The 15,077-nt window shown below is 69.2% G+C and carries 12 protein-coding genes; 7 read left to right on the top strand and 5 right to left on the bottom strand.

Translation table 11 applies throughout. The features are described 5' to 3' along the window. Positions 1 to 7: 7 nt before the first annotated feature. A complete protein-coding gene (locus tag ASF57_RS02305; protein WP_056479473.1) occupies positions 8 to 1,534 on the bottom strand; it encodes a phytoene desaturase in 1,527 nt (508 codons plus the stop codon). A gap of 865 nt (positions 1,535 to 2,399) precedes the next feature. On the opposite strand from ASF57_RS02305, the gene ASF57_RS25345 reads away from it, so the two are divergent. After that, positions 2,400 to 2,669 (top strand): hypothetical protein, encoded by a 270-nt coding sequence (locus ASF57_RS25345; protein WP_156375918.1) that lies wholly within the window; start codon positions 2,400 to 2,402, stop codon positions 2,667 to 2,669. An 82-nt stretch (positions 2,670 to 2,751) separates the two neighbouring features. On the opposite strand, the gene ASF57_RS02300 is transcribed toward ASF57_RS25345, so the two are convergent. Beyond that, positions 2,752 to 3,384, bottom strand: coding sequence for a LysE family translocator (locus tag ASF57_RS02300; RefSeq protein ID WP_056479471.1), 633 nt, complete (start codon positions 3,382 to 3,384; stop codon positions 2,752 to 2,754). Positions 3,385 to 3,763: 379 nt separating this feature from the next. Here ASF57_RS02300 and ASF57_RS02295 point away from each other — a divergent pair, with 379 nt between their 5' ends. The 6 genes from ASF57_RS02295 (at position 3,764) to ASF57_RS02270 (ending at position 11,271) form a co-directional block, all read left to right on the top strand. Then, complete coding sequence (locus tag ASF57_RS02295; protein ID WP_056480183.1) at positions 3,764 to 4,819, top strand: ABC transporter substrate-binding protein; 1,056 nt, start codon at positions 3,764 to 3,766, stop codon at positions 4,817 to 4,819. 63 nt (positions 4,820 to 4,882) lie between these two features. Continuing rightward, positions 4,883 to 5,812 carry an ABC transporter permease subunit gene (locus tag ASF57_RS02290; RefSeq protein ID WP_056480179.1) on the top strand — a complete coding sequence of 310 codons (930 nt, stop codon included), beginning with the start codon at positions 4,883 to 4,885 and terminating at the stop codon, positions 5,810 to 5,812. Beyond that, positions 5,809 to 6,624: an ABC transporter ATP-binding protein gene (locus tag ASF57_RS02285; RefSeq protein ID WP_056479467.1), complete on the top strand. Its 816-nt coding sequence runs from the start codon at positions 5,809 to 5,811 to the stop codon at positions 6,622 to 6,624. The genes ASF57_RS02290 and ASF57_RS02285 overlap by 4 nt, the downstream gene beginning before the upstream one ends. A gap of 49 nt (positions 6,625 to 6,673) precedes the next feature. Beyond that, complete coding sequence (locus ASF57_RS02280; RefSeq protein ID WP_056479464.1) at positions 6,674 to 8,212, top strand: amidohydrolase family protein; 1,539 nt, start codon at positions 6,674 to 6,676, stop codon at positions 8,210 to 8,212. A 43-nt stretch (positions 8,213 to 8,255) separates the two neighbouring features. After that, on the top strand, positions 8,256 to 9,866 hold the full coding sequence (locus ASF57_RS02275) for an ABC transporter substrate-binding protein (RefSeq protein WP_056479461.1): 1,611 nt from the start codon (positions 8,256 to 8,258) through the stop codon (positions 9,864 to 9,866). Positions 9,867 to 9,873: 7 nt separating this feature from the next. Continuing rightward, a complete protein-coding gene (locus ASF57_RS02270) occupies positions 9,874 to 11,271 on the top strand; it encodes an amidase (protein WP_056479459.1) in 1,398 nt (465 codons plus the stop codon). 1 nt (position 11,272) lies between these two features. Here the strand turns inward: ASF57_RS02270 and bchO are convergent, their stop codons facing one another. The 3 genes from bchO to bchI are packed head-to-tail and all read right to left on the bottom strand — an operon-like array spanning position 11,273 to position 15,043. Next, on the bottom strand, positions 11,273 to 12,166 hold the full coding sequence (gene bchO / locus ASF57_RS02265) for an alpha/beta fold hydrolase BchO (RefSeq protein ID WP_056186473.1): 894 nt from the start codon (positions 12,164 to 12,166) through the stop codon (positions 11,273 to 11,275). A gap of 10 nt (positions 12,167 to 12,176) precedes the next feature. Beyond that, a complete protein-coding gene (locus ASF57_RS02260; RefSeq protein ID WP_056479456.1) occupies positions 12,177 to 13,883 on the bottom strand; it encodes a magnesium chelatase subunit D in 1,707 nt (568 codons plus the stop codon). After that, complete coding sequence (gene bchI, locus ASF57_RS02255) at positions 13,880 to 15,043, bottom strand: magnesium chelatase ATPase subunit I (RefSeq protein WP_082503628.1); 1,164 nt, start codon at positions 15,041 to 15,043, stop codon at positions 13,880 to 13,882. The genes ASF57_RS02260 and bchI overlap by 4 nt, the downstream gene beginning before the upstream one ends. Positions 15,044 to 15,077: the final 34 nt, after the last annotated feature.

Below are 15,077 nucleotides of genomic sequence, written 5' to 3'. Positions count from 1 at the left end.
AACGGCTTCAAGCGTAGAGACGCGCATCCGGCACCACCGTGTCGAGGACTTTGGCCGAGGACAGGACGCCGGGCAGCCCGGCGCCCGGATGGGTGCCCGCCCCGACGAGATAGAGGTTCTTGAAGGCCGACGAGGCGTTGTGCGGCCGAAACCATGCCGATTGCGTCAGCACCGGTTCGAGGCCGAAGCCGGACCCACGGAAGCTCAGAAAATCGCTGGCGAAATCCGCTGGTGTCGTGACCCGGGTGGTGACGATCGATCCGGACAGGCCCGGCATGACGGTGGCGTCGAGGCTGTCCGCGATGGCCTGCCGGTAGGCGGCGGCAAGCTGCGACCAGTCCTGCCCGCCGGCGAGGTTCGGCACCGGCGACAGCACGTAGAAGGCGTCGCAGCCGGGCGGTGCCAGGAGCGGATCGGTGGCGGTGGGGCGATGCAGGTAGAGGCTGAAATCCGGCGCCAGGACCTTGCGGACGAAGATGTCGGCGATGAGCTCGCGATAGCGCGGCCCCATCAGGATGGTGTGATGCGCGAGGTCGGGGAATTTGCGGTTCGTCCCGAAGTACCAGACGAACAGCCCCATCGAGGAGGACGAGGCCTTGAGCTTCGCCCGGTGCCAGGATCGCCCCGCCCCGCCGAGCAGGGTCAGGTAGGTCGCGGCCGAGTCGGCGTTCGAGACCACGATGTCAGCGGGAATGGCGGTCCCGTCGGTCAGCGTCACCCCCGTGGCGCAGCCCGCCGCCACGTCGATGCGGGCCACCTCGGCCCGGTAGCGGATCGTCCCGCCTTGCCCCTCGATCAAGCCCACGAGGCCGTCGACCAGCCGTCCGGTCCCCCCCATGGCGAAGTGCACGCCCCAGCGGCGCTCGAGGTGGGCGATGAGGCAATAGATGGCGCTGGCCCGGAAGGGAGAACCGCCGATCAGGAGCGGATGGAAGCTGAAGATGGTGCGCAGGCGCTCGTCCCGGATGTAGCGCGCCACGAGATCATAGACCGAGCGATGGCCGCCGAGGCGCAGCAGGGACGGGGTGATCCGCAGCATGTCGCGGACGGAGGAGAAGGCCACGTGCCCGAGATCTTCGAAGCCGACCCGGCAGATCGCGGCGCTGCGCTCCATGAACCGTTCGTAGCCGTCGACGTCCTCGGGCGAGAACCGGGCGACCTCGGCCCGCATCGCTTCCGGATCGCCGCTGTAATCGAAGGTGGCGCCGTCCGGGAAGCGGATGCGGTAGAACGGCAGCATCGGCGCCAGGGTGACATCGTCGGCCATGCGCCGCCCGCACAGGGTCCACAATTCCTCGAACAGGAACGGCGCCGTCACGATGGTCGGCCCGGCATCGAAGGTGAAGCCGTCCTGTCGATGGACGCGAGCCCGGCCACCGGCCTGCTCCAGCCGCTCCAGCACCGTCACCCGGTAGCCCCGCGCACCGAGGCGAACCGCCGCCGCCAACCCGCCAAAGCCGCTGCCGATTACCACCGCGTGCGGGCGCGGAGACCGGGTCGTCGCGAGGCTCGGTGAGTCTGCGAGTGTCAACATAGAATGACACTATTCGCGGGAACGCGTCCGTTGCAAGCGCTGATTTGGCCAAACCGTCCTGTCGGTTCGGAGGCCGGTTCGCCCATCATACCGATGCGGACGGATGGGACGCGACGGTTGGAGAACATCAGGTTCGTCGCGAAATCCCTCGGAGGAATGCAGGTGGCCAGGGCCAGCCCAAAGGTCCACTCGGATCGCGCGCAGCGTTTCACGCGCAAGGTTCGAACCGTTGCGTGATGGGAGTCGATCACCCCTTTGTTTGAGAGGATCGATGCGGGATCAGCGGTCGTCGCGGTGCGAGCGCCCGTTCGCGGCACGGTTCCTTACGTGAGTCCTGCGCGTATCGAGACTGGATACGGATGGTGCGTGATCGACGCGATGTACCCGCTTTCCGTACCGTCATGTCGCGATGATGGTACGTTATAGGACCGAAAATTTACGCCCCGATATTGCAAAACTGTATCACGTTAACGTAAGACTTCGTAAAAAGCCTAGGTATAAAAGTCTATATGTAGCTTTAGCCTTGATTTCGCAGGTCGAATTGATTGAACCGCAACTTTCGGCTGTTTTGGTCGGCGCGCGGCAGGGGCACCGTTCCGAAGTTATAGCCGCAACGCAGCAGAGCCTTCTCATGTCTTTGCGGGCCTGAATAAAGAATTTTTTGCAGACCAATAGCGGAGGCTCGAAAAAAGTTAGGATAAATCAGGTTTTGAGGGCGTCAGGAATAAATACTTTACAGGCAAGACGGGTAATCACCAAAACGAATCCTGGCTTGTTGCTATTCATCAAACGGTGTTCCAAGAACAATCCAGCGCATACGCTTCGCCTCCGGTCAGCCATCTGATCGCAAATCGGTTGATGTGTCTTGGGTTTTCTCAGTTTCGCAGCGATTTTGGGCGGAGGATTAACGGTCGCAGTGACATGGCCGATCATAGGGCTGTGGTCTTTGCTTGCCGCGCCGTTCGGTGCCAGTTTTTTCACCCTGGGTGCGGTTCTGGTGATCGAGCGTCCTGCTGAGGCCGCGTCACGGCAGAAAGCCAAAGCGGGTGAGACGGAAGCCGGGCTCGGCAAGCCTTCGGACGCGCGTGGACCGCGAGAGATCATGTCTGCCGAGACGAAGGCATCATCGCGGTAACAGGCCGGCTGGGACTTCGGTCTGGCCCTGATCGCCTCCACGCGATCCGGACCATCCTTGCGGGAATCGCAGGTCGTTTCCCTCAGCGTCGGGCTTCGCTCGCCATCCGCACCGCGAGGCCGGCCAGCACCGTTCCCATCACCCACCGCTGGACCATCGCGAAGGACGGTCGGCGCGTCAGGAACGTTGCCATCGCACCGGCGGATACGGCGATCGCGGCATTGACCGAGAGGCTGAGCACGATCTGCACCGTGCCGAGCACCAGGGCCTGGACGAGGACGCTGCCTTTCGTCGGATCGATGAATTGCGGCAGCAGCGACAGGTACATCACGGCGATCTTCGGATTGAGCAGGTTGGTCAGCAATCCCATGACGAACAGCCGGCGCGGGCTGTCCTCGGGCAGTGTCCGGATCTCGAACGGCGAACGCCCGCCCGGTCGCACCGCCTGCCATGCGAGCCAGAACAGGTAGACCGCCCCGGCCATCCGGATGGTGTCGTAGGCGAAGGGAACGGCCAGCAGCAGGGCCGTGATGCCGAACGCCGCGCACAGCATGTAGACGACGAACCCGAGGGCCACGCCGCCGAGCGAGATCAGGCCGGCGGTCCTGCCTTGGCAGATCGACCGCGAGATCAGGTAGACCATGTTCGGCCCCGGTGTGAGGGCCATCCCCAGGGCGATGGCGGCGAAGGCCAGCAGGCTGCTCAAATCAGGCATCGGAAGCTCTTTCGCTGCATCGGTCTCAGGCGGGTGATCAGGGTCTGTCCCGGGCCGAGCCGATATTCCGCTCGGGCCGCACGGTACCATCACGTGCCGCAGGGAACGCGGTATCGTCGATCGGCGGCCCAGCAAATTCCGCACCTCCGCCAAGCCGGCGGCCAGCGCGGCAGCCTGGGCGGTTGGCGCGGCCCTTGCGTCGGCCCACGGGCAGCGCAGAGCCTTTGGCTCTCATGGGTTGGCGTGCCCATCCGAGGAAGCCCGTCCCGGACGGTGCTGCCCGCTCCGACTGCATCATGCCTTCTCCCGATGCAGTCCTGCGTCCGGCAGACCCGAGGGTTCGCGGCATCTTCGCATTCTGCGAATGTCGGAGAGCATCATGTGCGAACGTGACGGCCTGTTCTTCCAACGCTTTTCCCGGCGCGGCCTCCTTCGCGGGATGGGAACCGCCGGCGCCGCCATCGCGCTGCCTGCCCACCTAGCAGCCCTGATGGCGCCGGCCGCTGCCGCGGGCGCCATGACCACCGTCAAGGCCACCCACGGCTCCGGCTTCTGCAACCTCGGCATGTTCCTCGCCCACGAGCGCAAGCTGACGGAGGCCGATGGGGTCACGCTGGACTTCGTGGTGACGCCCTCCAATGCCGAGATCACCACGATGTTCGGGGCCGGGCTCGTCGACATGTCGATGATCCCCTACTCGAATTTCATGACCCTCTACGACGCCGGTGCGCCGGTGAAGATCGTCGCCGGCGGCGGCGTCCAGGGCTGCATGATCGTGGCGCGGGAGGGCATCCGTTCCGCCGCCGACCTGAAGGGTAAGACCCTCGGCACCTTCCAGGCCGACACGCTCGAGGTGCTGCCGTTCGATTACCTGAAGAAGGCCGGCCTGACCTTCCAGGACCTCGACGTGCGCTATCTCGATACCTCGCCGGAGCTGGCCCAGGCCTTCATCGCCGGTGCGGTCGATGCGATCTGCCACATCGAGCCCTATGCGACCCAGTGCCTCCAGTCGCGCACGGGCGCCACGCTCCTGTCGGATGGAACCGACGTCTACGGCGCAGGCTATTCCGACTGTGTTCTGGCAGCCCGGACGCCGTTCATCGAAGCGAATCCGGCTGCCGTACGGGCCGTGATCAAGGCGCTGTTCACCGCACAGGCCCAGATCGAGTCCGATCGTGATGCCGCCCTGAAGGACACCGTCGGCAGCTACTACAAGACCACCATGGCGGCTGCAGTCGATGCTTCCGCCAAGCAGCCGGTCTGCACCGACCAGCGCAATCAGACCGACTTCATCATCGCGCGCGGCCAGTCGATGAAGGAGATGGGCTACGTCAAGAAGGCGCCGGGCCGCGAGGCCTTCGACTGGCGCCTCATGGAGCAGGTCATCGCCGAGAACCGGCCCCTCTACGATGGGCTCAAGCTGAAATCGGCCTGACGCACCTTGCGGTCACCCGACCGGATGCCGGACCCGATTCCCGATCTCCCGAAAGGCAGCCTCATGGCAGCAACGGATGCCTCCCTCGGCGCGGTGGCGCCGGTTCCCGTGCGCGTGGCCCAAACGGCCCCCACATCGGTGCCCTCCCCGACGCCAGCGCGATACCCCCAACTCCGCTCCGCTCTGGCGACGCTCGGCTGGAGCATCGCCTCCCTCGGCCTGTTCGCCGGCCTGTGGGAGACGCTGTGGGCGCTCGGCTTCCTCAATCCGCTGCTCCTGCCGCCGCCACACCTGTTCCTGTCCGACCTGCCCGGGACCCTGACATATTTCGACCGGGCCAATCGCATCGGCAGTCGGGGGGGCGGCGGGGGCGTGATGCCGCTGCTGGCCACCATCGGGTGGACGACGATGCGGGTGACGGTGGGCCTCGTGCTCGGCTTCGTCGGCGGCGTGCTGGTGGGGGCGCTCCTCCACTACATCCGGCTGTTCCGCAATCTCGTCTTGCCCACGGTCCTGCTGCTGGCGCCGATCTCGCCCGTGGCCTGGCTGCCGGTGGCGATCTTCGTCTTCGGGATCGGCGACGTGCCGGCGATCTTCCTCGTCTTCATCACGCTCTTCTTCGCCATCGCGCTCACGACGAGCGCGCAGATCGCGGCCGTGCCGGTCACCTACCTCAACGTCGCCCGCATCATGGGGGCGGATTCCCGGCAGACCTTCTTCCGCGTGGTCCTGCCGGCGATCCTGCCTGGCCTGTTCATGACCCTGCGTCTCAACCTGTTCGCGGCCTGGATGGTGGTGCTGATCGCCGAGGCGGTGGGCGTCGGAAGCGGCCTCGGGCAAATCGTGTCGCTGGCGCGCTCGACCTTCAACGCGCGGCTGAGCTTCTTCACCATGGCGATCATCGGCCTTCTCGGCTTCAGCTTCGACTGGGCCCTGCGACAGATCCAGGCCCGCATGTTGTGGTGGATCGCCCCCCAGGGAGGTGGCCGATGAACGCTCCGGTTCCACGCGCCGCGCCGCGCCGCCCGGCCGTGCGCCTGTCCGGCGTCGGCAAGACCTGGACGCCCGCCGGTCGATCTCCGGTCCAGGCCCTGCGCGACATCGAGCTCGACATCCTCCCGGGCGAATTCGTGGTCTTCCTCGGGCCGTCCGGCTGCGGGAAGTCGACCCTGCTCTACATGATCGCCGGGTTGGAACCGGCGAGCGCCGGCACCATGGCGGCGGATGGCCTGCCGATCACGGGACCGTCGGCCGAGCGCGGCCTGATCTTCCAGGACGCCTCGCTGTTCCCCTGGCTGACCATTCTCGACAACGTCGCCTTCGGCTTGGCCATCGGGGCCGTGCAGAAGCTCAAGCGCCGGGAGATCGCCGCCGAGATGCTGCGGCGGGTCGGCCTCGCCGACATGATGGACAAGAAGCCGGACGAACTCTCCGGTGGCATGCGCCAGCGCGCGGCCTGCGCCCGGGCGCTCGCCATGCGGCCGAAGGTTCTCATGATGGATGAGCCCTTCGCCGCCCTCGACGTCCAGACCCGGGCGAAGATGCAGGATTTCCTGCTGCAGATCTGGCGCGACAGCGGCGCGTCGATCGTCCTCGTCACGCATTCCATCGACGAGGCGATCGCGCTGGCCGACCGCGTGGTGGTGTTCACCGCCCGTCCCGGTCGCGTGAAGACCATCGTGCCGGTGGACCTGCCCCGGCCGCGCAATCCCCGCGATCCGCGCTTCCACGACCTGCGCGACCGCTTCGGCGAACTCCTCGCCGACGAGGTCGACCGCGCCTTCGCGGAGCAGGAGGCGCGCTGAGCGCCGTCCACGTCCGCGACCTCCACCCTCATTCGTCCGAAGGATCAGCATGACCGAGATCATCGTCGAGGCCCGCACCGTCATCACCGGCGTTCAGGACCGCCATACCCCCATCCAGCACGACAACGCCGCCGTGCTGGTGCGGGATGGCGTCATCGTCGAGGTCGGCCCTCCGGAGTCGCTGCGCGCCAAGGCGCCGGACGCGGTCACGCATCGTTATCCGCGCCACGTGATGCTGCCGGGCTTCGTCAACAGCCACCACCATGTCGGGCTGACCCCCCTGCAGCTCGGCTCGCCCGACCACGCCCTGGAGTTGTGGTTCGCCACCCGGATCGCCGCCAAGCGCGTCGATCACGGGCTCGACACGCTCTATTCGGCCTTCGAGATGCTCGCCTCCGGCGTCACCACCGTGCAGCACATTCACGGCTGGATGGCGGGTGGTTACGAGCAGGTCCACGGTGCGGCGTCCCAGGTGCTCGGCGCCTATCGCCAGATCGGGATGCGCGCCTCCTACTGCTACGCCGTGCGCGAGCAGAACCGCCTCGTCTACGAGGCCGACGAGGCCTTCTGCGAGCGCCTGCCCCAGCCCATCGCCGGGCAATTGATGGCGCATCTCAAGGCGCAGTCGATGCCCTTCGGCGATTTCATGACCCTGTTCGAGACGTTGAAGGCCGAGAACGAGGGCGAGCGCCTGACCCGGATTCAGCTGGCCCCCGCCAACCTGCACTGGTGCAGCGACGAGGCCCTGCAGACCCTCGATGCGGCGGCCCGCAAGCACGGGGTGCCGATGCATATGCACCTGCTCGAGACCGCCTATCAGAAGGAATACGCCCGGCGCCGGACGGGCAAGACGGCCGTGCGCCACCTCCACGACCTCGGCGTGCTCGGGCCGCACCTGACCCTCGGGCACGGTGTCTGGCTGACGGCGGAGGATGCCGACATCGCCGCCGATTCCGGCACCTGCATCTGCCACAATTGCTCGTCGAATTTCCGCCTGCGCTCCGGCGTGGCGCCCCTCAACCTCTACGAGGCCAAGGGCATGACCGTCGGGATGGGCCTCGACGAGGCCGGGATCAACGAAGATCGCGACATGCTCCAGGAACTGCGCCTCGTCCTGCGGGCCCACCGCACCCCCGGCATGGACGACGACGTGCCGACCTGCCCGCAGGTCCTGCGGATGGCGACCGAGCACGGCGCCAAGACCACCGCCTTCGGCCAAAGCATTGGCCGGCTCGATCCGGGCCGCTTCTTCGACGCAGTGCTGATCGATTACGACCGGGCGACCTATCCCTACCAGGACACCGACATTCCCCTCCTCGACGCGCTGATGCAGCGGGCCAAGACCGGCGCCGTCGATGCGGTCTTCGTCGACGGGAAGATCGTCTACGCCGATGGCCGGTTCACCCAGGTCGATCGCGACGCGGTCCTGGCCGAGATCGCCGAGACGTTGGGCAGGCCGCGCACGCCCGAGGAGGTGGCCCGGCGCGAACTCGGGCGCGCGGTCACGCCCTACGTCAAGGCTTTCTACGACGGCTACCTGCCGGATGCTCCGCGCCAGCCCTTCTACGCCCCGTCCTCGCGCAACTGACGAGGGGCCGATGATCCGCCGCAACACCACGGGGTGCAAAACGATGACGCGTCGAAACCGGGCGGCGCTGGCCGCCATGGCGCTCGGGTCGTTCGGGGCGTTCGCCTCTCCTGCCCAGGCCGAGAGCCTGTTGCGCATCGCCATGACGGCGACCGACATCCCGACCACGACCGGCATGCCGAACAACGGCTTCGAGGGCCTGCGCTTCCTCGGCTACCCGATCTTCGAGGGGCTGGTCTCCTGGGATCTGACCCGGGCCGACCGCCCGGCCACCCTCCGGCCGGGGCTGGCGGACCATTGGGAGCAGGCCGCCGACGACAAGCGGACCTGGCTCTTCCACCTGCGCGACGGAGTCGCGTTCCACGACGGAACGCCGTTCGACGCCGATGCGGTGGTGTGGAACCTCGATCGCTACTTCAAGGCCGACGCGCCCCAGTACGAGGTGGCGGCAGCCGGCATCACCCGGACGCGGGTGCCGATCATCGATCGCTACCGCAAGGTCGATGACCGCACCGTCGCGATCACCACCACGATCCCGGCATCGTACTTTCCCTACATGATGGTCTACCTGCTGATGACCGCGCCCTCCTCGTTCGAGAAGGGTGGCCGTACCTGGGCCGGCACCGCGATGCTGCCGGCTGCCGGCACGGGGCCATTCCGGATCACCCGGGTCAGCCCCCGCGAGGCGGTCGATCTCGCGCGCTTCGACGGTTACTGGGATGCGGGTCGCCGCGCGAAGCTCGATCGCATCCGGCTGATGCCGATCCCCGAGGCGAATGCCCGGATCGCGGCCCTGCGGTCGGGACAAGTCGACTGGATCGAGGTTCCGGCCGCCGATGCGATCCCGTCACTGAAATCCGCGGGCTTCACCGTTACCACCGGGTCGTATCCGCATGTCTGGCCGTGGTTCTACAACATCGGCGCCAAGGACAGCCCGTTTCGCGATGTCCGGGTTCGGCAGGCGCTGAACTACTGCGTCGACCGCGATTCCATCGTGAGCTTCCTCAACGGCACCGCCGAGCCCGCAATCGGCTGGCTGAAGCCGGACGATCCGGGCTTCGGCGCGCCCGCAAACCGCTACGGCTTCGATCCGGAGAAGGGCCGATCGCTCCTGGCCGCGGCGGGCTACGGACCGAAGAAGCCGCTCGCCTTCCCGGTCATGATCTCCACCTCGGGGTCGGGCCAGATGCTGCCCCTGCCGATGAATGAGTTCCTCCAGGAAAATCTCAAGCAATCCTGCGGCGTCGAGGTCAGCTTCAACGTGGTCGAGTGGCAGGTGCTCCTCAACGCCACCCGCGCTTTGCCGGATGCGCCGAGTCTGTCCGGGGCGATGGCGCTGAACGTCAGCTCGCCCACCTCGGATGCCGGGGTGATGGCTCGCTACTTCTCCTCCGACCGCTTTCCGCCGAGCGGCTTCAATTTTCCCAACTGGCGGGACGAGACCTTCGACGCCGCGCTCCAGCGCCTGTCCGAATCGACTGATCCCGCCGTCATCGCGGAGGCCACCCGCACCGCGCACGCGCGCCTCGTGGACGATCCACCCTGGCTCTACGTGGTGCACGACCGCAACCCGCGCGCGATGTCGCCCCGCGTGAAGGGCTTCGTCTCCGCCCAGTCCTGGTTCCTCGATCTGTCCCTCGTCAGCGTTCCATAGGCGTCTCATGTCAGACCCCACCGATCTCACCGCCCTGGCGCTCGCCGAGGCCATCGCGGCCCGTCGCCTTTCGCCCGTCGAGGCGGTCGAGGCCCATCTCGCCCGGATCGCCGCGCACGAGCCCAAGCTCCAGGCCTTCACGGACGTCTATGCCGCCGACGCGCGCCTCGCGGCCGAGGGGGCCGACTGGGCGATCCGCTCCGGCCATGCCGTCGGCCCCCTGCACGGGGTGCCGGTGGTCCTGAAAGATCTGATCGATCTCGCCGGGCGGATCACCATGGGCGGCTCGGCCGCTCACCGGGGCCGACGCGCGCAAACCACCGCCACCATCGCCCAGCGGCTGATCGCCCAGGGCATGATCGTGCTGGGCAAGACCCACACGGTCGAGTTCGCCTATGGCGGTTGGGGCACCAACCAGCACCTCGGCACGCCCTGGAATCCCTGGGACCTCGCGGTGGCCCACACACCCGGTGGATCGAGCAGCGGGACCGGCGTGGCCGTGGCCGCCCGCCTGGCGCCCTGGGGGATCGGCACCGACACGGGCGGATCGGTGCGCCTGCCTGCCGCGTTCTGCGGGTTGACCGGGCTCAAGGTCACGGTCGGTCGCGTCAGCACGTATGGAATCGTGCCGTTCAGCACCACTCTGGATACCCCCGGCCCCCTCGGGCGCTCGGTCGCCGACGTGGCGGTGCTGTACCGGACGATCGCGGGCGCCGACCCGCTCGATCCGTCGACCCGCGGCGTGGCGCCTGCCGACCCGATGCCGGATCTCGGCCGGGGCGTACGCGGCCTGCGCCTCGCGCGGATGCCCGAGGCCGAGCGCACGGGCGTCGCGCCTGCCATGCTCGCCGCCTATGACGACGCCCTCGCGACCTTCGAACGCCTCGGCGCCGAGGTGGTGGAGATCGCCCTGCCCTTCCGCTTGTCCGACCTCGTGACCGCGCAGGCCAGCGCCATCACCAATGCGGAGGCCTACTTCGTCAACGGGGCGCTCGCCGAAGACCCGGACGCACCGCTCGGAGACGCCGTCCGGGCTCGCATCCTGGCGGGCGCCAGCGTTACGGCGCAGGACTACCTCGGCGCCCAGCATCGGCGACGCGATCTCCAGCGGCAGTTTTTAACGGCGATGGATGGGTTCGACGCCCTTCTGACTCCCACCACCGAGACCCCGGCGATCCCTCTCGCCAGCGTCGACGAAGGGCATCTGCCCTCGCGCTTCACCCGATTCGGCAACCTCCTCGACCTATGCGCCCTGGCGCTCCCGAACGGGTTCACCGCGGACGGGCTACCGCTGTCGCTGCAGATCGCCTGCCGGGGCTACGACGAGGCGATGGCCCTGCGCATCGGGCAGGCCTACCAGTCGGCGACCACGTGGCACCGGCGCGCTCCCGTCGGTCTGGCGTAGGTCAGCCCGTCCGGGTCTCGCCCGCGAAGGCCGTCAGGATCGCCTCGGCGATGCGGTCCGGCGCCTCCTCATGGGCGAGGTGGCCGAGGTTGCGGATCAACTGGACGCGCGCGTTCGGCAGCCGGTCCTTGAGGGCGAAGGCCGTCTCCGGGGCGATCGCCTTGTCGTCTCCGCCGACCAGCAGCAGGGTCGGCACGCTCAAGTGGGTGATCTCCCGGTCGAGGCTCGCGAGGTCCCAGTTCGCCATCATGCCCAGCGCTCCGGCCACATGGCCGGGCCGGCGGAACAGGCGCCGGTAGAGGTCGAGGCTACGCGCGTCGAGCCGTGAGCCGGTGCCTCGGATCAGGCGTTCCACCGCCGGGCGGTCGGCGGTCCAGGCAAAGACCCGCGGGGTGATGGGGTTGAGAAAGAGCATCCGGGCAAGACCGGGAAACAGCACCGAGGCCAGACCGGGAAACGGCGTCAGCGCGCCGTTCAGGGCCACCAGCAGGCGCGGGGCCAAGCCGTCGAGGCAGAGCCGCACCAGGATCGCCGCTCCGGCGGAATGCCCGACCACCAGGTCCGGCGTGACGTCGAGGGTCGTCAGCAGGTCGCGGATCGCCTTCGCCATGCCGGGCAGGGACAGGCGTCCGGCCGGCAGCGGATCGGTGAAGCCGTGGCCCGGCAGGTCCGGGGCGACGATCCGGAAGTGATCGGCAAGTCGCGGCGCGAGGCCGGCCCAGGAATGGGTGGCCGCCCCGGTGCCGTGCAGGAGCAGGAGAACCGGCGCATCGGATCGACCGAATTCCTGCACGTGCCAGGTGAGGTCCGAAGCGCGGACGAACCGGCTCGCGTCCCGATTCGGCCAATCCGCGCCGTCGCGCTCCCAATCGGGCCGGTCGCTCGGCGCAGGCATCGCATGTCCTTCAACGGGCCGAGCGGATCGCATGGCTCATGGCCGTGGCATCGGCGTAGGGCAGCGGGAGATAGCGCGCGCCCATGGCGTCCGCCAGATGGCGGGCGGTGTCCTGCGGTCGCGCCGCCGTGTCGATCAGGATCGTGCGGATGTCTGCCGCCCGCAGCAGGGCCGCCGCGTTGAGGGCATCGGCATTCGCGGCGGCCCGGCCGGGCACCCCGGAGCGGGCGACGTTGGCCCGCCCGTCGGTGAGCACCACCACCACCGGCGTGCCGCCACTGCGCCGGACGGAATGGGCGAGTTCGGCAGCGGCATCGAGGCCGGCCGCCAGGGGCGTGCCGCCGCCGCCCGGCAGCGCCCCGAGGCCGCGCCGGGCCCGGGCCAGGGCGCGGGTGGGGGCCAGCACGACCTCTGCGCCCGTCCCCCGGAAGGCCACCAGGGCGACCTTGTCGCGGCGGACATAGGCTTCCGCCAGAAGCAGTTCGACCGCGCCTTTGGCCTCGGCTAGCCGCTCCAGGGCCGACGAGCCGGAAGCGTCGACCGCGAAAATCGTGGTGGTTTCGCTGCGCTGGCGGAACCGGGTGATGCGGAAATCCGCGCTGCGGACCTGGATCGGCAGCAGGGCGTCGCTTGGTGCATCTGTTGGCGCGGCGCGCAGGCGTTGCCAGGGCGCGGCCGCCCGCAGGGTCGGCAGCAGGGCGAGGCGGCCGACGCGGAGGGAGCCGGGCCGTGTACCGGCTGGCCGCCCGGTGCGCGGCGCCTGCATCGCCGCGCCGACTCGGCCCGCCTTCGGTGCCGGGGGCGCATGAGCGGCTTGCGTCAGGCGGGCGAGGAGGTCGGGGGGGATCGCCGCGCGAGTGGCCTCGACGAGGCTGTCGGCACCCGCCTCGAGGGTCGCGTCAGGATCGGGTGATCCGTCCGGCGGTGAAGCATCCGGCCGCTCGGCGGGCGCGGCCTGCGGTTCCTCGGCGTCGGGCGGCAGGCGCGTCGCGCGCGGGGCGAGGACGAGGCAGGCGGCCGCGCGCACGTCCGCGTTGGTTACATCCGCGCCGCCCGCCAGCAGGCGAGCGACCCGCATCGCCATCAGCGGTGCGCGCAGGGAGGCGATGCCGAGATGGGCGGCCGCCCGGCACAGGTCCGCAATGGCCGTATCGACGCCGTCGGGATCGCCGAGGTGCGGGCGCACCTCGTCCGGCGCCGCCCCGGAGGTGTCGCCCCAGGCGATGCCGGTCAGGTCGAGGCGGAAGGCGAGGCGGTCCGCCAGGGTCTCGGGAACCCGCGCGTCGTCGCCCTCCCCCTCGTCGAGGAGGATGAGGCCGAGCCGGGCCGGTGCCCGGGCCGCCATCCCGTCGCGCTCGGCCCGGACCGCGCCGGCATCCAGCGTCGCGGCGAGGCGGGCGGCGGTTCCGGAAGACAGGCGCTCGGCCATCGGCACGACGACGATGCCGCCATCGGCCTCGGCCAGGAGGCCCGATTGGGCGATCGGCCGCCCGGCCGCGAGGGTGGCGGCAAGGTCGAGCCCCCCCAGCAGCCGGTCGTCGGCGATCCCCACCGGTAGGCGGCGCGTCGGACGGGACCCGAGATCCGAGGCCAGGTGATCGAGCCAGAGATCGCGGACCGGCCCGGCACCGGCCCGGACCAGGACGCCGCCGCAGCCATGCGGATCGAGGGCGGCGAGCCGCGCCACCCGCAGGGCATTGGCCCAGGCCGGACTCATCGGCTCAGGATCTCCGCGACGGCCCGGGTGACCCGCGCGGTGGAACCGGACTCGTCGAGGGGGTTGCGGCGCAGGCGGTGGCGCAGGGCCGAAGGGGCGATGCGGGCGAGATGGTCGAGACTCACGGTGTCGGCCCCCTCGTAGGCGGCCAGCGCCCGGGCGGTACGCATCAGGGTCAGCTCGCCGCGCAGGCCGTCGGTGCCGAGCGCGAGGCAGAGCCGCGCTGCGGCTTCCAGGGTGGCATCGGGCACATGCAGCCCGGGAAGCCGCGCGCGGGCGGCGGTGAGCGTCTTGCGGATGGCGCGATCGGTCTTGGCGTAGTGGGCGCAGAAGGCGGCCGGATCGCGCTCATAGGCGTCGCGGCGGCGCACCACGTCGATGCGGACGGCCAGATCGGTCGGCGTCGTCACTTCGACCGCAAGTCCGAAGCGGTCGAGGAGCTGGGGCCGCAACTCGCCCTCCTCCGGGTTGCCGCTGCCGACGAGCACGAACCGGGCGGGATGGCGGATGCTCAGCCCCTCGCGTTCCACCGTGTTGACGCCGGACGCCGCCACGTCGAGCAGCAGGTCGACCAGGTGATCCTCCAGGAGGTTGACCTCGTCGATGTAGAGGAAGCCGCGATTGGCCCGTGCCAGCAGGCCCGGTTCGAACGCCTTCTCGCCCCGGGTGAGCGCCCGTTCCAGGTCGAGGGCGCCGACCACCCGGTCCTCGGTGGCGCCGAGCGGCAGGTCCACCACCGGGACCGGGACGGCCTCGGCCCGCAGCACCGCCTGCTCGCGGCAGCGATGGCATAGCTCGGCCGGCCGGCCGGGATCGCAGGCATAGGGACAGCCCGCCACCGCCGCCATCGGTGGCAGCAGGGCGGCGAGCCCCCGGATCGCCGTCGACTTGCCGGTGCCGCGATCGCCGAACACCAGGACCCCGCCGACGGACGGGTCGACGGCCGCGATGAGGAGCGCCCGGCGCATCTCGTCCTGGCCGACGATGGCGGAGAACGGGAAGGTGGGGGCCGCAGCGTCGGGCCTCGCCTCGGGGGGCGTCGACTCGGGGGGCGTCGTCCTGGGACGACGTCCTGTCTCGGCTTGCAGGGGCTTCACGATCGCGGAGGTGGCGGGCACCTTTTCACCCGCCCTCGCGTGGGTCGATCCGTTGACGATCATGGGCTTCACCTTCCCTGTCTCGCATCTTTTCAGG

It is taken from the genome of Methylobacterium sp. Leaf117 (genome assembly GCF_001422985.1).
GTDB lineage: Bacteria > Pseudomonadota > Alphaproteobacteria > Rhizobiales > Beijerinckiaceae > Methylobacterium.
This window is presented reverse-complemented; position numbering and strand designations above follow the sequence as displayed.